We start from the raw sequence: 23,019 nt of genomic DNA, 5'->3' as shown, positions 1-23,019 counted from the left end.
ATTAATTTCGATTAAAGCATAACATATATTAAAAACCAGAATAATGAAAAGATCATATCGAATGATTATTACGAGTTTTATTTTACTTACTTTTTTGTATCCTTTGAATGACTTGCAGGCGCAAAGCGTCAGTTCTGAAGTGGGAAGCCCTGAGTTAGGACAGGTTCCTCCGCATCCCCCAAGACTTCCCGAAGCGGTGATCCCTGCCTTCCCCGGTGCATGGGGTGGCGGTATGTTTACTTCAGGAGGTCGTGGGGGCAAAGTGATTGCCGTCACCAACCTCAATGATAGTGGCCCTGGTAGCTTGCGTGAAGCCATAGAGGAGGAAGGACCGCGCATTGTGATATTTCGTGTTGCAGGCACTTTAAAGATTAATGATGATCTTGATATCAACCATCCCAACATCACCATTGCAGGTCAATCAGCTCCAGGTGATGGGATTTGTATCGCCGGTACGTTAAATATTAACACCCATAATGTCATTGTCCGACACCTGCGTGTTCGTCGGGGCATTCCTATCGGAGGCCAGGGGGATGATAATATTGGCGGAAATCCCCACCACCATGTGATCATTGACCACTGTTCCACCAGTTGGGGGATGGACGAAAACATTTCCCTTTACCGACATATGCGACCATCCTTCGATGGCAGCACCCGAATAAAAGATCCAGCTGAGTTTATTACGATTCAATGGACAATTTCCAGTGAAGCACTAGATGCTAAAGGACATGCGTTTGGTGCAACATGGGGTGGAAATCCTTCTACCTTCCACCACAACTTATTTGCTTCCAACACCGCCAGGAATCCATCGATAGGCATGTCTGGTCCTTTTGATTTTAGGTACAATGTTATTTTCAACTGGCAACATCGTACCATTGATGGTGGAGATGAAACCTCTATGGTCAATCTTATCAATAATTATTTCAAACCGGGACCAGCTACCAATGAAAACATGCGAGCTGTCTTTGCACGCATAGAACAACGCAGTATGTACTCTCCGGGCAATGCATGGAAGGAAGGTGACTGGTACCCTAAAGAGCAAGATCGTCCGGGAAAATGGTACGTGGCCGGCAATATCATGGATGGCAATGAAACGTTGAACAATAACAACTGGGCCGGTATGAGAATTAAAGATACAAAAGATGCTATGATTCCTATTGGAACAGAAGAGCAGGATGCAGCCCGTGTCAATACGCCCTTCGAAGGTTGGCCGGTGTCCCCACACCAATCTGCCTATGATGCTTTTGAAGCCGTGCTCAATAAGGCAGGGGCTACTTTGCCCAAACGTGATGCAGTGGACATCCGTGTGACCGAAATGGTGCGAACAGGAAAGACTATGACTGAAACCGGTATTGTCAACAACATAGAAGAAGTGGGCGGATATCCAAACCTGACCTATGATCCTGAGCAGGTACCGGTGGATACTGATGGGGATGGTATGCCAGATGAATGGGAAATCAAATATAACCTTGATCCCAATGATCCATCCGATGGCGCTATGGATGCTGACGGCGATGGCTATACGAATGTGGAAGAATATCTTAATGGAACAAACCCACGTGAAAACATCAATTACCGTAATCTGGGCAACAATGTAGATACGATAAGTTAAACATCCAATATCAAATCAATTGCTTTTATCAATCAATATGGTTTTAAAAAAGCCCAATCTCAAATTAGAGGTTGGGCTTTTTTATGTGATTTTTATTTAAAAAAAAATAATTTTGTCTTATAGAAAATATTTTATACTTTATAAAATTATATATTATGATGTTTATTTGCAAATTAGTATATTATCTATTAAAATTTTTATTTTAAAACAATGTTTATTACTGTTAATTTTTGATAGAAGAGAATGTTTTATAGGTAAAAAGACGATATAATATATTCTAATATATAGATATCATTTTTTAGGTATAGGAGGAGTATCAGATTAACTGATGATAATAATGAGATTTTCTAAAGACCATAAGTAAATAACAACGTGTAATTTATTAGAATAAAATGCAGTATCAAAAAAAAAACCACCATGAGTAAATGTATGCTCCTTCCAGGTTGTATTACTTTCAAGCTGCAGCAATACGGTGGGTAGACAATAGGGAATAGGGGGATAGTTGTGGTGGAAATAAATAAACAGAAATTTGTTACTGTTCATATTCAATAGATGGAAAGTTGATTGCCCCTCTTTTGGAATAGTAAGTCTGTGTAATACCCATATGATGTAAAAAAGACATAAAGATGCCGCCCGCATAGCCAATTTCTAACCTAGCTAAACTGATTAATCAACAGTGGGCGGCGCTTTTTTTACCTGGATTTTAAATTATAAATATGGTATTGGATGTGGATCGCTTTTATATAAATTTATTTTAAAGCAGCGTAAATGTATTTGTTTTACTGATTGTATTATTTCTAAACTTACCTCAATAACCTTGGATATAAAAATTAAAAATCTTCTTTTAAAATACCTCAATGATGAATGTACAGATGAGGAGATAGAAGAGATCAGGCATATTTTCCTAGATGGCAAATATCAAGAAGAGTGGAAGCAGGCGCTGGAGGAGGATGCAGTTCATCAAATGGACCAAAAACCTCTAGGGAGAATGGATAAGGAAAATGTAGACAGCCTTTATCAGAAGATTCTTATCAAAACACAGGTTAAACCTAAGTCAAGGTTGATATATGCCTATTGGTGGAAAGCAGTAGCGGCAGTATTGGTAATGGGAGTTATGGGTTATTTTATATTCAACAACGTCTTCTACAATCCGCAAACCATGGTAGAAGTTTCTACTTTGACAGGCGAACGCATAAAAATTATGCTTCCTGACAGTTCTACTATATGGTTAAATGATGAATCCAAATTGTCTTATTCAGAAAAATTCGAAGGTGATACCAGAGATGTTTATCTGGAAGGGAAGGCATTTTTTGAAGTAAAAGAGAATAAGGAAAAGCCATTCTTGGTTCACAGCGGGACATTGGTAATAAAAGTTTTGGGGACCTCTTTTGATATTAAAGCCTATAAAGATGATAAAGATATAGCAGTAACGGTGGCCACAGGTAAAGTCAGCGTCATCCGGGATAAAGTAGCACTTCCTTACCGCACATTATTGGCTGGAGATCAATTGGCGTATGATAAAGAAGCAAAGGAATTTATGGAGCAAAAGATTGAGGTGGATGATATACTGGCATGGAAAGAAGGTCGGTTGATCTTTGTGGACGAAACTGTCGGGGATATTGCCAGATCATTGGAACGCCGCTATGATATCAAATTTGTTTTCGTGAATCCAGCTGATAAAAATCAAAGGGTGACTTTCAAACAAAAGGGGTCAAACCTTAAAGACGTGCTACAAATTTTCAGTCTTGTAGCCGGATTGGAATATCAGGAGGTAGGAAATAGGATAGAAATGAAATAACGGTACCTACTAGACAGGATACTATAAATAAATTTAATACACAGGGGCGTTTATGTTCCATTAAACCCTAAAAAGACGAAGCGAAAGTACGGGAATACCTTCGCTTCAGACGCTTTATGATCAATTAATTTATCCATTCAACTATTCAACCAAGCGTATGCACAATTTTACAAAAAAATTTGTATTAAACAAACTATGCATTATGGCCAGGGTATTGTTTCTATTGTTGGTAAGCTGCCTGACTTTATCAGGCTTACTTATAGCCAATGATGCCAAAACCCAGACTTTAAGCTCTTATCAGGTAACTCTTGAGGCAAATGGGTCTTCTCTGAGAGAAGTCCTACAAGAACTGGAAAGGCAGACAGAACTGACTTTTTCCTTTCCTTCCAAGATCGGAGATTTCCAGCCCATCTATTTAAAAGTCAAAAATGAAAATTTAGATAAGGTGCTCCTGAGCTTGGAAAAGAAATTTTTAATTTCTTTTAATCAGGTCAATCATATGATAGCTGTAGTAGAGCACAAAAAGAACAGTACTTCTAGAGCAAAAAATGAAAATACTGGTCCCTCTGCCATTTCCGACCCTAGAAAAAATATTATTCAGTTACTCTCTTCTCCAATCACAAGAAATGACACTGTTCGCGGATTTGTATTAGATGATATTGGGCTTCCAGTTTTTGGAGTAAACGTTCTAATTAAAGGGACTAATCAGGGTGCTATTACAGATGAGAACGGAGTATTTGCCCTGCCCAATGTCCAGTCGGGAAGTGTGTTGATCTTCCAACATATGGGATATGCTCGACAGGAGTTGCCCGTATCGCCCATAATGCAAGTCACCTTGGTTTCCTTGGACTTCGAATTGTCAGAGGTTGAAATCGTCTCTACAGGCTATCAGACGCTTCCAAAAGAAAGAAGTACGGGATCCTATTCCAAGCCGGACATGGAGGTACTTCAGAACCGGACCAGTAGTATGAATATAGCCGACTTGCTGGATGGCCTGGTTCCCGGACTTACTATAAATAAAAGCCCAGGTGCAGCGATAAGAAACCCTATTTTGTTACGTGGGCTCTCTTCGGTAAGTCTATCTTCTTCTCCCTTGTTCGTAGTAGATGGTCTGCCGGTAGAAGATATACAGAATATAAATCCACAGGATGTACGTGATATTACTGTATTAAAAGATGCGACTGCTGCATCTATTTGGGGAGCTAGGGCAGCCAATGGCGTTATTGTAATTAATACCAAAGTGGGATCCCCGACAGGGAGGGTCCAATTTCAGTATGATAATTTTGTGGCCATAGAGGGGAGGCCTGATATGAGCTATTTTCCTTACCTCAATAGCCAGCAGTATATTCAGACTGCTGAAGAAATTTTTGATCCGGTCAATAATCCCTGGCAAGAGGTCTCTACCTATTTCAGGCAAGGTAGAGGGATTCCCCCACATGAAATGATCCTTTACAATAGGCAACGGGGATTGATTTCAGCATCCCAGGCAAGATTTAGTCTGGATAGTCTGGCGGCTATAAACAACAGAAGCCAGATAGAAGAATTGTGGTACCGTCCTTCTGTTCTTACCAACCATACGCTTTCTGTTTCCGGTGGCCAAAAAGGTTATTCTTTTTATGGTTCAGGTACTTATACGGGTACCCGGACAGACCGTCCCGGAAATGATCAAAACAGATACAAGCTGAACCTTCGTCAGAATTTTGATATGGGAAAGCGTCTCAAAATTGATCTGATTACGGATATAACCTATAATAAGTCCATATCGCAGAACAATATCAATGTGAATTCCCATTTTTACCCTTATCAGCTCTTTAGGGATGCTAACGGTAACAACCTGGAAATGTCCTATATGACAGAAATGAGTGATTCTATCAGACAGGTCTTCCAGAATTTAAGTCGTATTGACTTAAGCTATGTTCCATTGGATGAAGTCAATTATGCACAGACCGAGATTATAAACCGTTCGATCAGAAATGTACTGGGAGTAGAATTGAATATCATAGACGGTTTACAATTTCAGGGTAGATATGGCTATACTTCAGACGCCATAGAAAATCAGAATTATAGAGATCGCATGGCTTTGGGGGTTAGAACAGAAACCGCCGAGTTTACAGTAGTCCCCTCTCCGGGTGCTACACCTCAATACCTGCTGCCAAATACCGGCGGTAATTATGAGGTCACCAATTCCAAAGGTGAATCATGGACCATCAGAAATCAGTTCTCTTATAATAAGCAATGGAACAACCGAAAGCATCAACTCAATATGATCGCCGGACAGGAAGCCCAGGAGCAACTCAATGTGATGAGAAGGATTCAGGTACGTGGCTACGATGACAGGCTTCAAACTTATACCCACGTCGATTACAACGGTTTGGCTCTGGTAAATGATGTGGTAAAACCAAATTATGTGCTCACTTACAGTTCCCTGGAAAATGGAAGGTATTTTGGCAGCAGTGAAACTACTACTCGTTTTACCTCCTATTATTCCAATATGGCCTATACTTTCAATAACAGATATTCTGTCAATGCGAGTATCAGAAATGATCAAAGCAACTTATTTGGTCTGGATAGATCTGCCCAAAACAGACCCGCATGGAGTGTAGGGGGCAAATGGGATATCAGTAGAGAGAATTTCCTGAGCAGTGTCCACTGGATAGATGATATATTCCTGAGGACTACCTACGGTATAGCCGGTAATGCACCCAATCCAGGATCAGCTGCATCATGGGATATATTGAGACCTGTAAACAGCGCCTTCTTCCCGGAGCCGGGATTGTTGATCTCTACTCCAGGCAATAGTAAATTGAGCTGGGAACGGACTGCGACCACCAATTTCGGTATTGATTTTTACCTGTTGGGACGCATATCGGGTTCTGTTGATTATTATCAACGGTTTACATCAGACCTTTTGGGAACCATTCCCACCAATCCTTTTACAGGATACAGCAGCGTGACCGGTAATCTGGGCGATCTGGAAAACAAAGGGGTGGAGTTTGCCCTACAGACAAGGAATGTGGTACGGAATTCTTTTTCATGGTCTTCCACTTTGAATATATCCTATAATGAAAATAAAATTAAGGCGCTTCACCTAACTCAGGAAACTACCTCAGGAGATGTCAGGGTGACAGAGCAATATGTGGAGGGTTATCCTGCTTTTTCTGTTTTTGCCTATAATTATGCCGGGCTTGATAGTAACGGCGATCCGCAAATCAGGTTGGCAGATGGTACCATAACAAAAAACACCAATGTAACCACACCTGATGATGTAAGGTTTATGGGTACCTCCCAGCCCAAATGGAACGGAGGATTCGGAAATACGGTAAGATATGGAAATTTCTCTCTGAATGTCAATACGGTATTTAGTTTAGGCCACGTCATGCGACGGGATGTCAATCAGTTATACTCCGGGGGTAGACTGGGTCAAAGATCTTTTGAATTGGGCAATGCGCATGTGGAATTCATGGACCGATGGAAGGAATCAGGTGATGAGGCTACTACGCTGGTACCCCGGCATACCGATGTATTTGATGGAACCAGAAACACCAATTACTATGTAAATGGAGATGTTAACATCTTCAGCGGTTCTTTTATAAAAATCCGGGATATAAACCTTATCTATAACCTGCCTTCCACTATGTTTAATAGCATAGGAATCCAACAGGTCACCCTCAGAAGCCAGGTTGGAGAATTATTGGTATGGGCCAATAATGATCTCGGTATTGATCCTGAATATCATTTCTTCTCCGGTAGCAGATCTCTGAGGCCGGCTCCAAGAATCACCTTCGGTTTAAATGTCAGATTTTAAAAAAATTTAACTTTATGAAAGTAATATATACTACCTATAAAGCCTTGCTTTTATTTTTGGGAGGCATGCTATTAAATTCCTGTTCAAGTGAGTTTCTTGAAATCGTACCCAAAGGAAGACTTATCGCCGAAAAAACCGGGGATTATCATAAAATGTTTTATAACCTGAGGTTGGTAAATATGGGTGCCACCAATGCCCATGCCCCTTTGAGTGATGAATTGGTCGCTATAGAACCCTTCTTTAGCAGTTCTCAGTTAAGAACCCAAAGGTTGTATCGATGGGAAGCCGATATTTACGAAACAGAACAGAACTCCAGCGAACTGGAAATCACCATGGAGAATCTCTACATATACAATAAAATCATCAATGAGGTACTTCAATCCACTGAAGGTTCTGAACAGGAAAAGCTGTCGTTACAGGCAGAGGCTTTAGGGGGTCGTGCATGGACATATTTTCTTTTGATTAATTACTTTGGTATGCCTTATAATGCTGCCACTGCTGCCTCAGATCCTGGATTTCCTATGGTCATAGAGGCAGATCTGGTAGCCCGTAATTTCCAAAGGGCTTCAGTGGCTGAAATTTATGACTTAATAGTGAGAGATCTTACCACCGCTATTCCCAATCTTCCGGTAGAGGTAGTCAGTAGGATGCGGTTCTCCCGTGCTGCTGGGAAAGCGTTACTGGGTAAGGTATATACTTTTATGGGAAGGTATGCTGATGCTGCTCCATTGTTAAGAGACGCTATTACAGAAATGGGTTCCATGGGGATATCTACCGGGCTCTATGATTACAACGATGGCTACAGCAGTCAACTGACTGTCAACGACCGGGAAAATTTATATTCAAAGCAATTTGTTAACAACTGGGTACATCAGGGAAATGAATATGTATTGAAACCCGAAGTAGCCGCTTTATATCACAGTACGGATCTGCGTCTCAGGTACCAATACAGAACTACTGCCCAAAATGGTGCCCAATATCCGGTGCCAGGAATCTTGAGAAGAGTATTAGGGAGTGGCCAGGCCCAGTTTGGTGTACGTGCTTCTGAACTGTATTTACTGGATGCTGAAGTGAAGTGTCGTCTAAATGATCTACCCGGTGCGGTGGCATCCTTAGAGTTTTTCAGATCGCACCGTATGCCGGAGCAGGATGCCAAAGTACCGGCCGCTATTGCATCAGATCAGATCTCTCTCTTAAGGTTTATTTTTGAAGAACGGCTTCGGGAATTTGCAGTTTTAGGATATCGTTGGTTTGATATCCGCCGTTTGAGCGTGGACCCTTTGATTCCTTTAGATATCACAGACCTTACCCACAGGATATATAATGCCGATGGCACTGTAAAAGAAACCTTTAATTTAACAAGAAACCGCCTGGTACTTAAATTTCCCCAAACGGTAATGGATCAGAATCCCGGTATGATAAATAATAATTAGCAGCCGCTATCAAAATCAACTTGATGTGATTTTAATGAAATAAGGCATGGCGAAAATTGTCACATAAGCTGATAATTAAACCATCCGAAATTCCCTCTGACTATTGATAATCAAATTTTAAAAAGATGAAATCAAACATAAGTAAAACCTTACACACAGGAATGATTATCGGCCTAAGCAAGATTCCATCCCGTTTGCTTCGTCACGTGCCCCGTTATGATCTTTAAAAAATAATTATAAACAGATGAAAAATTATATTTATATATCCATATCCCTCACGCTTATGGCTATTTCCTGTAAAAACAGGGACACCATACAGAAAGAAGGCTTTGTAATAGAAGCTCACATACCGTCATTGCCATCATCCTCATTGGCGGTGTTATCCTATACACAGAAAGATTCTACCCTCACCGATACTGTAGCTGTTAAAGAGGGCATGTTCACCTTTACCGGTAAGGTGTCCCATCCTATAGAGGCTTCCATTAATGTACGTCATGGTGAAACGTATCCCGATAAGTCTTACCTAAAAGATACCTTTACTTTTTACCTTGACAATAATGATATGCAGATCAGTGCCACTGATTCGATCAAGAATGCCAGTATCAGTGGTTCCTTACTGACAGACCAGTCTATAGCTTTTAGTAAGCAAATCAATCCCTTGCGTCAGAAAATACAGGATCTATCCTGGGGGCTGCAGGGAAAAGCTTATGATGATGCCTATATGGCCACTGTAGATACCATCAAGGCCACAGGAAAGCAAACGGAAGAACTGGTGCGGAAATTTGTAGAAGCGCACCCTGATTCTTACTTCGCATTGACTGCTTTTACAAATTATGAGTTGGGGTATAATTTTGATCCGATCTGGGCCGAGGAAGAGTATCAGAAATTTACTGATGAGGTTCGCAATACTCCACTGGGACAGCGTGTGTATGATAAGATTTTGACTGGTAAACGTACTTCTGTGGGGGAAGAAGCGATGGAATTTTCACAAACTACCCTGCAAGGGGATACATTTTCGCTAAATGCTCTAAGGGGTAATTACGTGTTCATTGATTTCTGGGCCAGCTGGTGTGTGCCCTGCAGACAGGAAAACCCTTTTATAGTAGAAGCTTATAATGAATTTAAGGATAGGAATTTTGAAATTGTAGGAGTATCAGTAGACGACAAAAGGAAAAACTGGGAGTTTGCTGTTGAAAAAGACAAACTTCCCTGGATCAATGTAAGTGATCTGAAAGGATTCAAAAATGAAGTAGCCAAGCAATATGGTATCTCCGCTGTTCCTCAGAACTTCCTTCTTGATCCTGATGGGGTCATTATAGCTAAAAATATGCGGGGAGAAGAGCTGTCAGAAAAGCTTTCTGAAATCTTTCATCAAGAATAAACAACCTACCTAAGGAAGTTTCCAGCATAATTTAAACTATGCTGCTACAAAATATAGAAAGACTTAGACCAGAAAATGATCCAAAGATCCTTAAGTATAAGCATACAGAAATTTCTCCATCCGTTACTATTTTTGCTGGCCTGTCAGCAGGTAGCTATGGGGCAAAATTTGAGTACTACCAGTTTTACACCTGCGGATCTACGTTCGGGTATATTGGAAAATGGAATGAAGTATTACATAATGGAGAATAATGAGCCTCCGGATCGAGCGGCTTTTTATTTTGCCCAAAACGTAGGGTCTATTCTAGAAGAAGATCATCAGAGAGGGCTTGCCCATTTTCTCGAGCATATGGCCTTTAATGGTACAGAACATTTTTCTGACAAAGCATTGTTAGACTATCTCCAAAAAAACGGGATCAAGTTTGGATACGAGATAAATGCCTTTACTGATTACGATGAAACCGTATATAGTATAAGGAATGTGCCGGTGCACAATAATGCACTTCTTGATTCGGTACTTTTGATACTTTTTGACTGGTCGGCAGGATTGACCCTTTCTGCAAAAGAAATCGATAAGGAGCGGGGTGTGGTCCGAGAAGAATGGCGTTCCAGATATAACCCTGTTAAAAGAGCTGATGATACAGTAAAAATTCAGGGTTTACTTAAGGATTCCAGATATGCTTTACGTTCCCCCATAGGGACGATGGAAGTGATAGATCTTTTTGAATATCAGGATTTAAAGACCTTTTATAATAATTGGTACAGGCCGGATCTTCAGGCGGTAATAGTGGTAGGAGCTATTGATTCAGAAGAAATGGAACAAAAAGTAAAGCGTCTGTTTTCGAAATTACCCATACCTGATAACCCACCTAACCGTCCAGTATTTGAAGTTCCTACAAGCGATGAATTCATCTATCTTACAGTAGCCGATAAGGAACTGGGTACCACTGAAATCGATTATTTTATTAAAAACAAAATAGATCCCTCATTAAACGAAAAAGAGGTTATAGAAAAAAACCTGAAATTCAGAATCATAAGTTCTCTTGTTAACCAGCGTCTACATCATATTATGAATGCCGCTCCGGTTCCGGCACTTTCAGTCCGATTTGGGCTTGAAAAAGTGGTGAGGCCTCTTGAGGTAATCAAAATCAGTATACACCCTAAAAAAGGTGAAATACTTCAAAGTTTGGAATTTGCATTAACTGAGCTAAGCCGCTGGATGAATCATGGCGCTACGGATCAGGAATTTGACCGTATCAAAACCGCTATGATTCGAAGTACTGAAACTTCTCTAAAATCCGGCAAAGGACGAAGCAGTGTTTACTCTGCCATAAAACTGTATGAAGCTTTTTTTAAGGATCACAAGATGGCTGATTACCATTGGGAATTACAATATGAATTAGATTATTTGTCAGCCCTTACCCGAGAAGACCTACTAGAAGAATTTGCTGACTATTATAAAGCCAGTGAACATATAGTAGCCATCAAAGGATCGGATAGTTCATTATTTCCTACTGAGCAAGCTATTGTTGACCTCCTAGAAAAATTAAAGGTTACCCCTTTAGATCCTTACCAGGATATCAATTTTGACAGGCCTTTGATGGATTTGGTCATGGAGGATGGCAAGGTGGTCTCTGAGGAAATAATCACCGGGACAGATGGTGTCAGATATACCTTATCTAACGGTGCCCGGGTGAGCTTATTTCCACCTCCTGCTAAAGATGAGGGTGTCCATTTTAAAGCCTTTAGTCCAGGGGGTAGATCTGTTTTGGATAAGGAACTCCTTACCAATTCACTTTTTGCGCCCATGTTTGCAAGTGAATCCGGTCTTGCCAATCTGAATAAGATGGAATTGAGAAAGTCAGAAGAAGTCGTCCCCCTCGATATCAAGATAGAGGATCATGAAGAAACACTCACCGGATATGTTACCGGCAAAAATCTCCAGGCACTCTTTAAAGGTATATACCTTTCATTTACCGCTCCCCGGTTTGACCAACAGATCTTTGAGACTGCTAAGCAGAATCTGGCGTCTTTGTATGCTACCATGGAAAGCAATATACAAAATGAGTTTATCGAAAACCTGCAGCTGGCTAAGAGCAATTATAGTGAAAGGGAAGTACATTTAAATAATAAGCTTCTCGATGAACTTTCTATGGAAGCAATAGAAACAGTTTATCGGGACCGAATAAATAATGCTGCTGATTTTGATTTTGTATTTATGGGGGAGGTAGATAGGGAGCAATTTCTTTCGCTTATAAAAAAATACATAGGGTCTATTCCAGGTAATAAAGAAAGAGAAATGGTCATTGACCATGATATGATACCTGAAAGAGGTATTGACCGTGTTCATCTTCGTCGCCCTATGAAAACCCCTCAGGCGACTGTGAATGTTTATATAACGGGTGATATGGAATATACGCACGAAAACCAATTGGCTTTGAATATTTTGGGGCAATTATTAGCTAAGCGATATATGGAAAGCATCCGGGAAGAGGAAGGGGGCACCTATGGTGTGAGAGTGAATGCTGTATTGCAGCAAAATCCTCAGGATGCTTTTATCCTCAACATAAGCTTTAATGGTAATCCTGATATGACGGAAAGGTTGTTGGAAATAGTTTACCAAGAACTGGAAAACCTTTCTCATACCCTCGATCAAGCGGCTTTTTATGAAATTAAGAGTAGCCTTAAAAAGGGTATAGAAGAAAATAAATCAAATAGCCGTCGGCATTTTGAAAAAATCCTCCAGCATCTTTATACAGGCATGCCCTTATTGACATTTGAAATGGAATTGGATGCAGTGGATGCGATAACAGATAAAGAAATACTAAAACTGGCCTTTCAAATAAATAGCAACCCTCGTATAATAGAAGGTGTACTACTTCCATCGGAGTAATTCCATAATGCGATTTACTTAACATATTTAATTACATCAATCATAAACTTACTCATTCATGAAAATCAAAATCCTTTGGACACTTCTGCTGTTATGTGGTATCCATAACTTATTTGCACAGCAGCAGTTCCAAGAAGCATTTAAACCGGCTGATATGGTATCTGGCAAACTTGACAATGGCTTGCAATACTATATCATGCATAATGAAGAACCTAAAGAAAGGGTATCTTTCTATTTTGCTCAAAATGTAGGTTCTATTTTGGAAGATGACACTCAGCAGGGCCTTGCCCATTTTTTAGAACATATGGCATTTAATGGTACGGCGCATTTCAGTAATAAAGAGATGCTGGAATACCTTCAGAAGAACGGTATGCAGTTTGGTTCAGAAATCAATGCCTTCACGAGTTTTGATGAAACAGTCTATAATATCAATAAAGTACCTGTACAAAATGAAAATCTATTGGATTCTGTTCTGTTAGTGTTATATGATTGGTCTGCTGGATTAACATTGATAGAGGAGGAGATAGATAATGAGCGAGGTGTGATCAGGGAAGAGTGGCGCTCTCGAAATACTCCCATGAGTAGAGCATCGGATAAAATCTTCAAACAAGGTTTACTAAAGGGTTCTAAATACGAGAACAGATTTCCAATAGGGTTAATGGAAATCGTTGATAATTTTCATTACAATGAATTGAGAGAATATTATAAAAACTGGTATCGCCCAGACCAACAAGCCATTGTAGTAGTAGGGGATGTAGATGTCAAAAAAATAGAGGCGAAAATAAAGGAAAGGTTTTCTGACATTCCATTAAAAAAAGGTCTTCCAGAGCGTGTCGTTTTTGATGTACCTATAAATGATGGCTTTTCTTACCTACTGGCTACAGATAAGGAGTTGGGAGAGCCTGTGGTCCAGTACTATATAAAGCAAAAGGCAGATCATTCTTTTAGTGAAACTGAAGATATAGCATACGGTATCAAACTTCAATTGGCACGGTATGTTTTTAATAATCGGCTTTCTGAACTAAGCAGAGATGCCAATAGCCCAGTACTTTCATCTAGTTTCAGTATTTCTAATTTTGTGCGGCCTCTGGATGTCTTATCCGTAAGTTCACAGCCGAAAAAGGACAATATCATACCAGCTGTCAGGTTTACCTTAACAGAACTGAAAAGATTCATGCAATACGGCGCCACTCCAGATGAGCTGTTACGTGCTAAAGCCGCATTTAAAACAAGTATTGAAGCATCCATCAAAAACAGTAAGAAGAGAGAAAACGATGCCTATGCGGGTGAAATTTATAGGGCCTTCTTTAAAGGCAAAGAGGTGGGGGATTATCTTTGGAACCTCCAATATCGTTTGGCATTTATTGAGACCATCCAGAATGAGGACATTATCAGTTTACTTGACAATTTTAATTCTGGTGAAAAAATATTGGGTTTCACGGGGACGGATAGTTTAGAATATCCTAAAGAAAATGAAATCTTGGCTGTATTGGAACAGGTGGATGCTTCTGAAGTAGGGATGTATGAAGAAGTCATAATGGATAAAGAATTGATCAACCAACCTCTTCCAGGTGCATCAATCGTCAAAGTAAAAGATTTTCAGGGGATCAACGGTCAAACTTATACCCTGTCTAATGGAGCACGTATTACTTTATTTCCAACTAATTTTGATAAAGAGCAGGTATATTTCCAGGCATTCAGTCCCGGAGGAAAATCCTTGATTGATGAAGGGCTCCTTCCGAATGCTATGGTAACTTCTATTCTAGCATCGGAGTCCGGTATAGGGACGATGTCGAAGATAGAATTGAATAAATACCTTCAGGGTAAACAAACTTCATTGGTAATAGAAATTGGAGATTATAGTGAAGGATTGGGAGGCAGTAGTACCCTGAATGATCTAGAGGTGCTGATGCAGCGCATTTACCTTGCATTTACAGAACCTCGGTTTGATAATGATATCCTGGACCTACTGAAACTGAACTTTGAGAATTCACTGACGGCGAAGAAAAATAATGTACAAAGTGATTTTAGAGATTCTCTACAGTTAGCACAGTCCAATTTTAACAGCCGAGAAATTATATTTAAAAAGGAATTGATCGAAGATCTATCAATTGATAAAATACAGCAGATATATAAAGACCGTATCCGAAATGCCTCGGATTTTGATTTTGTTTTTGTAGGTGATTTTGAAACTGAAACATTCATGCACCTGGCCAAAAAATATATAGGAAGCATCCGTGGAGATGATAGTCAGGAATCTGTGGTCAACCATAATATGAGACCTGCAGAGGGAATGACACCCATACATCTATCACGTGAAATGGAAACACCCCAAACGACTGTTAATATTTTATTGACAGGTGATATGGAATTTAATAGAGAAAATAATCTGCTCATAAATGTAATCGGGCAATTGTTAAGTAAGCGCTATTTAGAAAGGATCCGCGAGGCAGAAGGTGGATCATACGGAGTTCAGGCATATGGCTATCTACAGAATATTCCTGAAGAAAACTATGTATTGAATGTGAGCTTTAACTGTAATCCAGACAAGACCGAAAAACTCGTAGAAATTGTTTTTGACGACATAAAGAACCTGGCATATGAGATAAATACTGCAGAACTAAATGAAATCAAGAGTAATTTAAAAAAGGGGGTTGTAGAAAATAGGGAAAAAAATGCTTATTGGTTAAAGAAGATTGTAGCTAGCATAAAGAATGAAATGCCACTGGCAAGTGAAAAGGAAACCTTAGAACAAATAGAAAGCGTTTCGTCAGAAAAAATCAAGGCCTTAGCGGCGAAAATAAATGACAATCCAAGAATAGTCGAAGGGATCCTTACTCCCATCATCATACCCGAATAAAGATTACAAAAGTTATAAAACATTTATTTAAAGCGGTCTTTGCCCCTTAAGGTGCTGGGACCGCTTTTTTCGTTGATGTAAAACCATATATTATAAGTGAGGTTTCATCTTTCCTGTTATGCTATTTGTATTACAGGAGGTATTTTTAAGCAAAGGTTTGGAGGTGAGCAGCTGGCTTGATATTGGGAAAGTATGCTTTAGAAAGGAGGGCATTCCTATTCTTTAGAAGCGGTTAAGCTTATGAATCAACAGCCGCTATTTCTGAAGAAGCAATCGAAAAAGGATGTTATAATTCTATCAACTTATTATTCGACGTATTTTTAGCTGGCTAATGGATTTATACTTTCGATATTTCTATTAGTAAAGAAAAGCCATTTATGAAAAAACTATAATGCTTTTGTAAATTTATTGATTCAGTAGCGGAATGAGTCTATCAATATGTCCTTGGTAAAACTGGATAATACATAAGCTTAATTTTTTTGTGTAAACTCCTCATTAAAGCTAAATAGTATCTAGGACACTATTCAGTTTATCAGCCATTCTGCCACTGCTATAATTACCACTGGTAATGCTACGTCTTTTTCTTTTAAGAATTCCTTAATAGACCTGATGGCTTTTACCATTTGACTGTTTACTGTGCTGTCTGAAAGTCCGAGCTGATCTGCAGCTTGTTTGTAAGTCAGCCCCTGTATCCTACATAGCTCAAAAATCAATTTTCTCTGTGGAGGCAGGGAAGAAAGAGCTTCGTCCAGTAATTGCTGGATTTCATTTTCTAAGACCAAGTTGTCAGTAGACTTGCATCCCCTAGGCACATGGGCGAGAATTTCATCTATAATCCGGCTTTCATGAGCTTTTCTTTTAATAAAATTGAGCAGTTGGTTTTTGGCCATTGTAAACATATAAGCCTTTATGCATTTATCAGGGTCTAGCTGATCACGATTTTCCCAAAGTTTTATAAATATATCCTGAACGATATCTTCAGCAAGTTCCGGTGATTTGGCCATTCTTAGAACAAAACCGTACAATCTTTGCACATACAGATGGTACAATCTTCCATAAGCATCAGTGTTACTTTGCTTAAGCTGTTCTACAAGTTGTTTTTCAGAAAACATAACCGCTATTTAATAGTGTGAAAGAAAGTGGCAGATTCTCATATCTTTTTGTAGTCAATAATGACTATCGCATCAAACCATACTTTATTTTATTATTAATTCAAATAACCAACTAATTAATTGTCAATCAAGAATTAATTTAATGTTACGGAATTATTTTCAAAAAAAATCATATAGGTCCATAAAATTGAAAAATAAATGTTAAATAAAATATTCTACAAAAATCACCCTATGATTTAGCACTATTAAGCTAATTGATTTTATGAATTTTTTGATCATTTATAAAATATAATTTGTCTATTTATTAGTTTACGGTTATAATAAATTTTGTTAGAACATTTGAAAATATTGGGTGTCATTATCTGTATATTATTCTATAGAGAGAGGATGAAAAAAATGCCATTGGGTATGAATATTATCCGGAATTCTATCTCTATAAAGCTATATACTGGGTAGTAAATTTGGTAATTAGATATCAAAAGATAGCATTCAAACTTATATGAGCTTGTGCAAACCTATCAATTGAAAGAAGAAACAGATTAGCGCATCTAAGTGATGTCTTGTCATTTTATAAGCTCGGTCTAGAATTTTACCTAAGATACGATCTAATGGTAGGGCTGTTTATAGATTATTTTCCCATGATTTTATGACGGTGGGCGAGGCCCCAAAAATGAAGTTCGTCCAATACTTTTTCCAATGATAAACCATGTGTGGTGATGGAATATTCTACGGTAGGAGGAAAAGTATCATAGACTTCTCTTCTGATAAGTTCGTTTGCTTCCAAACTTTTTAATTCTTTGGAGAGTGTTTTGTCGGTGATACCATTGACTTCTCTAGATAGCTGTTTAAACCGTTTGGGCTTTTCAGATAGTGCAAATAAAATTAGCAATTTCCATCTTCCCTCCACCGCTTCTAGCGCATCTTGGATGGAAAGCATAGTTTTAGGGCAACCCGCATTTGATAACATAACCTGTTGATTTATAAATTACTTCCCATTGGATAGACATTCCTAATGGGAAGTAATAGATTTTTGGTAATAAAGATAAATATTTTTATACTAACAGATCTACAAATCAAATGTGACGATCAGAAAAAGTCCTATAAAGGTATGAACATAATCTTATGGATAGCCCAAGTGTTTTTGCCTTTATTATATGGTCAGGTTTTTTGAAAAAGTATTCACCTGAAGGATTGCATCACAGGCCTTAGATATATGTGCCTTAGTGGGCATGCTACCTCCATTATTGTTCAGGATCTAACCAAAATTTTCCAAATTTATATCCCGTGGTATTTTTCTACTCATAAGAGGTTCAGGTATTTTTCATTTTTCACGAGGAGAATTTACAGCCAAAAGCTTTAATATTTCCATAGCATTGATCACATCATTTTATTGCTTTGGGCAGATACTAAATAAATACTATATGAAAGATGTCTAATATCAATAATGCACCCATGGGTTTACCCTTCGATTATAACAAGTCTTTCGAATTTTTAAATAGCAGGAGAAATTGCTCTATCTAATCATGGATTCAGTATGTAATTCTTTCCAAAGCCCATTGAGACGGTTACACTGTCTCTTTTCATCCCATTCCAACCATTTATTTTTCTTAAGTACACTTAAATTTTTTAAAAATGCTGGTTCATCTGAATATACTTTTAAAAGGTTTTTATTTGACAGTTTATAAATGTCATGGTGAAGCGACTTACTAAAATAATAAGCATTTCTTGTGGGTGAATAAATGTGATAAATAATCATACCACCGATTTCAAGCACTTTATAATGACGATTATTGAATGATCTTACTAATCTGCCCTTATGATCTTTATAGCCCCAAAATGTTGAAGCTTTAATTATTTCTGAATGGAGCGGAGTGGATAGCTTTAAATCTTTATAAGCTATAAATCCTTTAGGCCAAAGCGTGTAACCTTTTCTGTTTGAGGGAAATATATAGTTTAATTCCTGCCTTAAATAATCGTCATAGGTAACATATATACCGGACGAATCACTCAGAGTATAAGAGGATGTTTGGGAATAGGAAGCGGTAGTGGTACTTAATCCATAGACCATTACCACCAATATGAACACTCTTTGAGCCAACTTAGATGCCATTATACTGACTATGAAAATCTGAAGTGCATGAAATAACATCAGAGGCAAGAGGACTATCCCCATGGAAAAATCGGCAGGGAACAATATCTTCGAAAATACGGTGCCATGGACCAATGATTTTTTAGTACCACAAAACTGGGCTGTTATTTGGTCTTCAATACTGAAATTTAATTTGCGGGATATAAAACCTATCATATAGTATACGACATAAAAAAGTAACATGCCTGCTATTGAAATTATGAGCAGATCATAAACCTGTACCGATCCAAAAACATTATCTTCGAAAGATTCAGCAAAACTTTTGAAAATAATCAGCAGGATGATGGATTTATCAAAGGTTGAAAGATGGTTTTGATGCTTTAAAACAAATTTGCCCCAATACTTTTGTAATAGCAGCCCCAATATGACAGGCAATAGTATCTCAGTCAACAGTTGGATATATATCTGACCCAAATTAAAATCTCCGGATTCTCGTGTTAGAAATAAGCCCATCCACAAAGGAGTAATAGCTATTCCTATCAATCCAGAGATGCTGGCATTAAATATGGCCGCAGGTATATTACCTTTAGCTATAGAGACCATCACTACAGAAGACGATACTGTAGAGGGTAATGAGGCCAGAAAGAAAAATGACAACCATAATTTCACACCCTGATCGCTATGAATAAAAGGGTAAAACACTAAAACAATTATAGGAAATAATATAAAGGTTGAAAGCTGTACTAAGCAATGCAACTTCCAGTTTCTCAGTCCGTGTTTTAACTTTGAAGGGCTTAGTTTCAGGCCATAGAAAAAGAATATTAAAGAGACGCCTATGCTTCCTATTTGATCGAGAGGTACAGGACCTTCATCACTGCCCCAGTGGGGGAATAAATATGCCAGACCGATTACAGCAATAATCGCTAATATAAAATTATCAATTTTCATTTTTATGATTTCTATATGACAAATAATAAATTTGGGGGAGTACTGTCAATGAGAGGATCATGCATACCATCAATCCTCCTACTATCATGATGGCCAAAGGTTTTTGTATTTCTGATCCCATTCCTGTAGAAAGCGCTGCTGGTAATAAACCCATAGAACCCATAAGGGCTATCATTAAAATAGGCCTGATCCGGCTATATACGGCTTTGGAAATAGCTTCTTTTAATGGCAGCCGTATGTTTAGCTGTTCTTTTATATTTCCGATAAGCACTATCCCATCGATGGTGGCTACACCAAATAGGATGATGAAACCTATCCCTGCAGAGATTCCGAAAGTGGTTCCTGTCAGTAATAGGGATAGATAGCCACCTATGAAAGCAAAAGGAATCACTACTAGGGAAATGGCCGTATCTTTTACATTACCTTTAAAATTCATCCATAGTAAAAACATGATGACGATCAATGATATAGGCACGATCATCATCAACTGCTTCGTAGCTCTTTCTTTGCTTTCAAATTCTCCGGCCCATTCCATGCGGTTGGATGGAGGAAGGATTACTGTTTGGTCTACTCTATCCTTTGCTTCCGAAATGGTGCTACCCAGATCTCTGCCCTCAATGCTAAAACCTATAGCTATATATCTGCTGCTGCCTTCTCTATAAATAAAGGTGGGACCGGTAATAAAATCTATATCCGATATCTCCCGAAGCGGTATTTTTTTACCATCTAATGTGGGAATCAATATTTCACCTATTTTTTGCTTGTTATCTCTATATTCTTTTTGAAAACGGATTCGGACATCAAACATTCTTTCATTTTCATAAAAAGTAGTAGCTGCCTGGCCACCTATAGCCATTTCTATGACTGCTTGAGCTTCTGCCATGGCTACACCGTATTTACCCATGCGTTTTTCATCTAAATTGATGCGCAGTTCAGGTAAACCTATATTTCGGTAAACATTTAGATCTTCTATGCCTTTTACATCTTTGATACTGTTCGCTACCTGATCCGCATATTCTTCCAATTTAAAAAGGTCATCACCAAATATTTTTATGACCAAGGAACTCTTCACCCCTGCTACATATTCTTCCACATTATCCTGTATAGGTTGGCTGAACCCAAATACTATACCCGGATAAGTCTGCAAGACTTCCCGCATTTCTTCTATCAGCTGCTCTTTTGTGATCTTTCTTCTCCATTCCTTTTCATGGTGCAGTTGGATATGAAATTCTATATTAAAAAATCCAGTAGGATCTGTTCCATCATTAGGTCTGCCAACCTGATTCAATACAAATTTAACTTCTTCAAACTGTCGCAGTTTGGTTTTCATTTCTATAGCAGTCCGGTTGGACTCTTCCAGGTTTACGCTGTTTGGTAAGGTGGCCCTTACATATATGGCCCCTTCATTTAGTTTGGGTAAGAATTCTGTTCCATGATTAAGAAAACCAATGATGCTAAAAGCCAACAAAATTAAAAAGGAGACCAATGTCAATTTTTTGTACTGGGATGACTTGAGATATAACTTATATATCCCATTTCTCATGCTTCTGGTTATGATGTTGTCTTTATCTATGATATTTTTGGATAGCAAAACCTTACACATTGCCGGGACATAAGTGAGGCTAAGTATAAGTGAACCCAGCAGTGCAAAACCCAATGTATATGCCAGAGGGGTAAACATTTTCCCTTCAACTTTCTGAAAGGAAAAAATGGGTATGAGTGCTACAATTAATATAGTTAACGCAAAGAAAATATAGGTGGCAACACTACCCGCACTTTTTTTGATAATTCCTAATTTGGATATTTTGTTAAACCTATCCATACCCAGTTGATGGGCTTTTTTTTCCAATGCCACAAAAACCGTTTCAGCAATCACTAAAGTGCCTTCCAGCAATAAGCCAAAATCTAATGCTCCCATCGAAATTAAGTTGGCAGGCATACCCATGATCTGTAGCATGCAGATGGCGAAAAGAAAGCTCAATGGAATAACTGATGCCACTATGATCGTCATACGCCAATTATACAAAAACACAAAAACAATAACAGCAACCAATACAATACCTTCCACGAGATTTTTGGTGACTGTATTGACCGTGTTATCCACCAGTTCGGTACGGTCCAGGAATGCTTCTACTTGAACATCTTCTGGTAGTATCCTTTCGTTGAGTTCTGCTATTTTCAGCTTTACATCCTCGATTACCACAGCAGGATTTTGTCCCCTTAGCATTACTACTATACCCTGTACCAGATCATCTTCGTCTTGCAGTCCTACTGTTCCAAATCTAGGTTTAGCAGATATCTGTACTTCTGCCACATGTTTTACTAGAATGGGGGATGTACCCCTTACTTCTATCAATATATTCTCTATGTCCTCAATGTTATCTAAAAGTCCAATGCCTCGTACCACATAAGCCTGTGATCCTCGTTCTATTACATCCCCACCTACGTTTATATTGCTTTTAGAAACTGCCTCATACACCTCTAATGGTGACAGATCGTAGTTGGCTAATTCTGTAGGATTGATTTTAATTTCATAGATCTTTTCTTCCCCTCCAAAACTGACCACATCAGCCACTCCTGGAACAGATACCAGTTCACGTTCTATCACCCAGTCCTGGATGGCAGTAAGTTCTTTGATAGGTCTGCTACTTTTTATTACATATCGGAATATTTCACCCGTAGCACCATAAGGCGGTTCGATTTCTGCATCAGCACCAGAAGGCAGGTCTATTCCCTGTATACGGTTGGCTGCATACTGCTGCGCATAGAAATCATCGACATCATCCTCAAATAATACAGTGACTACTGATAATCCAAACAGAGAAATAGACCTAACACTCGATTTTTTTGGAATAGTATTGACCGCTTTCATAACGGGGAGTGTTACAAATTTTTCCACCTCTTCAGCGCTTCTACCAGGCCATTGGGTAATGATTCTGGCACGGGTATTTGTTACATCTGGAAATGCTTCTATAGGAGTATAGATATAGCTGATAATCCCTGCTACCAATAATGATGTGGTAAGAAAGAAGACAATGTTTGAATTTCGTAATGAAAACCCGACTATACTTTGTATCAATTTGGCCATC

Annotated in this window: 11 protein-coding genes; 7 read left to right on the top strand and 4 right to left on the bottom strand. The window is 38.8% G+C overall.

Going from position 1 to position 23,019, the window contains the following annotated elements:
* Positions 1-43: 43 nt before the first annotated feature.
* From EL17_RS09940 to EL17_RS09905, 7 genes are all read left to right on the top strand, one after another.
* A complete protein-coding gene (locus EL17_RS09940) occupies positions 44-1,612 on the top strand; it encodes a pectate lyase family protein (RefSeq protein WP_084166173.1) in 1,569 nt (522 codons plus the stop codon).
* A gap of 817 nt (positions 1,613-2,429) precedes the next feature.
* Complete coding sequence (locus tag EL17_RS09935) at positions 2,430-3,410, top strand: FecR family protein (RefSeq protein ID WP_164675031.1); 981 nt, start codon at positions 2,430-2,432, stop codon at positions 3,408-3,410.
* A gap of 202 nt (positions 3,411-3,612) precedes the next feature.
* The gene (locus tag EL17_RS09930; RefSeq protein WP_164675030.1) at positions 3,613-7,215 is read left to right on the top strand and encodes a SusC/RagA family TonB-linked outer membrane protein; all 3,603 of its coding nucleotides are present in this window, start codon (positions 3,613-3,615) and stop codon (positions 7,213-7,215) included.
* Between the two features lie 14 nt (positions 7,216-7,229).
* On the top strand, positions 7,230-8,648 hold the full coding sequence (locus EL17_RS09925; protein ID WP_035073191.1) for a RagB/SusD family nutrient uptake outer membrane protein: 1,419 nt from the start codon (positions 7,230-7,232) through the stop codon (positions 8,646-8,648).
* A 244-nt stretch (positions 8,649-8,892) separates the two neighbouring features.
* On the top strand, positions 8,893-10,029 hold the full coding sequence (locus EL17_RS09920) for a TlpA disulfide reductase family protein (RefSeq protein WP_035073188.1): 1,137 nt from the start codon (positions 8,893-8,895) through the stop codon (positions 10,027-10,029).
* A gap of 75 nt (positions 10,030-10,104) precedes the next feature.
* Positions 10,105-12,921: a M16 family metallopeptidase gene (locus EL17_RS09910; protein ID WP_084166172.1), complete on the top strand. Its 2,817-nt coding sequence runs from the start codon at positions 10,105-10,107 to the stop codon at positions 12,919-12,921.
* A gap of 58 nt (positions 12,922-12,979) precedes the next feature.
* Positions 12,980-15,781, top strand: coding sequence for a M16 family metallopeptidase (locus EL17_RS09905; RefSeq protein ID WP_035073179.1), 2,802 nt, complete (start codon positions 12,980-12,982; stop codon positions 15,779-15,781).
* Positions 15,782-16,305: 524 nt separating this feature from the next.
* Here the strand turns inward: EL17_RS09905 and EL17_RS09900 are convergent.
* From EL17_RS09900 to EL17_RS09885, 4 genes are all read right to left on the bottom strand, one after another.
* Complete coding sequence (locus tag EL17_RS09900; RefSeq protein WP_035073176.1) at positions 16,306-16,893, bottom strand: RNA polymerase sigma factor; 588 nt, start codon at positions 16,891-16,893, stop codon at positions 16,306-16,308.
* A gap of 628 nt (positions 16,894-17,521) precedes the next feature.
* Positions 17,522-17,860, bottom strand: a complete 339-nt coding sequence (locus tag EL17_RS09895) for a winged helix-turn-helix transcriptional regulator (protein WP_035073174.1) — start codon at positions 17,858-17,860, stop codon at positions 17,522-17,524.
* Positions 17,861-18,406: 546 nt separating this feature from the next.
* A complete protein-coding gene (locus EL17_RS24250; protein WP_205623553.1) occupies positions 18,407-19,930 on the bottom strand; it encodes a bile acid:sodium symporter family protein in 1,524 nt (507 codons plus the stop codon).
* Complete coding sequence (locus tag EL17_RS09885) at positions 19,920-23,018, bottom strand: efflux RND transporter permease subunit (protein WP_035073171.1); 3,099 nt, start codon at positions 23,016-23,018, stop codon at positions 19,920-19,922. The genes EL17_RS24250 and EL17_RS09885 overlap by 11 nt, the downstream gene beginning before the upstream one ends.
* Position 23,019: the final 1 nt, after the last annotated feature.

The organism is Anditalea andensis (genome assembly GCF_000714815.1).
In the GTDB taxonomy this organism is placed as follows: Bacteria; Bacteroidota; Bacteroidia; order Cytophagales; family Cyclobacteriaceae; genus Anditalea; species Anditalea andensis.
Note: the sequence above shows the minus strand (reverse complement) of the source record. Positions and strands in the feature narration are given on the sequence as shown.

Coding starts and splice junctions, on each gene's coding strand:
- EL17_RS09940 (WP_084166173.1), top strand. CDS start 44: ATGAAAAGATCATATCGAATGATTATTACGAGTTTTATTTTACTTACT.
- EL17_RS09930 (WP_164675030.1), top strand. CDS start 3,613: ATGGCCAGGGTATTGTTTCTATTGTTGGTAAGCTGCCTGACTTTATCA.
- EL17_RS09925 (WP_035073191.1), top strand. CDS start 7,230: ATGAAAGTAATATATACTACCTATAAAGCCTTGCTTTTATTTTTGGGA.
- EL17_RS09920 (WP_035073188.1), top strand. CDS start 8,893: ATGAAAAATTATATTTATATATCCATATCCCTCACGCTTATGGCTATT.
- EL17_RS09910 (WP_084166172.1), top strand. CDS start 10,105: ATGATCCAAAGATCCTTAAGTATAAGCATACAGAAATTTCTCCATCCG.
- EL17_RS09905 (WP_035073179.1), top strand. CDS start 12,980: ATGAAAATCAAAATCCTTTGGACACTTCTGCTGTTATGTGGTATCCAT.
- EL17_RS09900 (WP_035073176.1), bottom strand. CDS start 16,893: ATGTTTTCTGAAAAACAACTTGTAGAACAGCTTAAGCAAAGTAACACT.
- EL17_RS09895 (WP_035073174.1), bottom strand. CDS start 17,860: ATGTTATCAAATGCGGGTTGCCCTAAAACTATGCTTTCCATCCAAGAT.
- EL17_RS24250 (WP_205623553.1), bottom strand. CDS start 19,930: ATGAAAATTGATAATTTTATATTAGCGATTATTGCTGTAATCGGTCTG.
- EL17_RS09885 (WP_035073171.1), bottom strand. CDS start 23,018: ATGGCCAAATTGATACAAAGTATAGTCGGGTTTTCATTACGAAATTCA.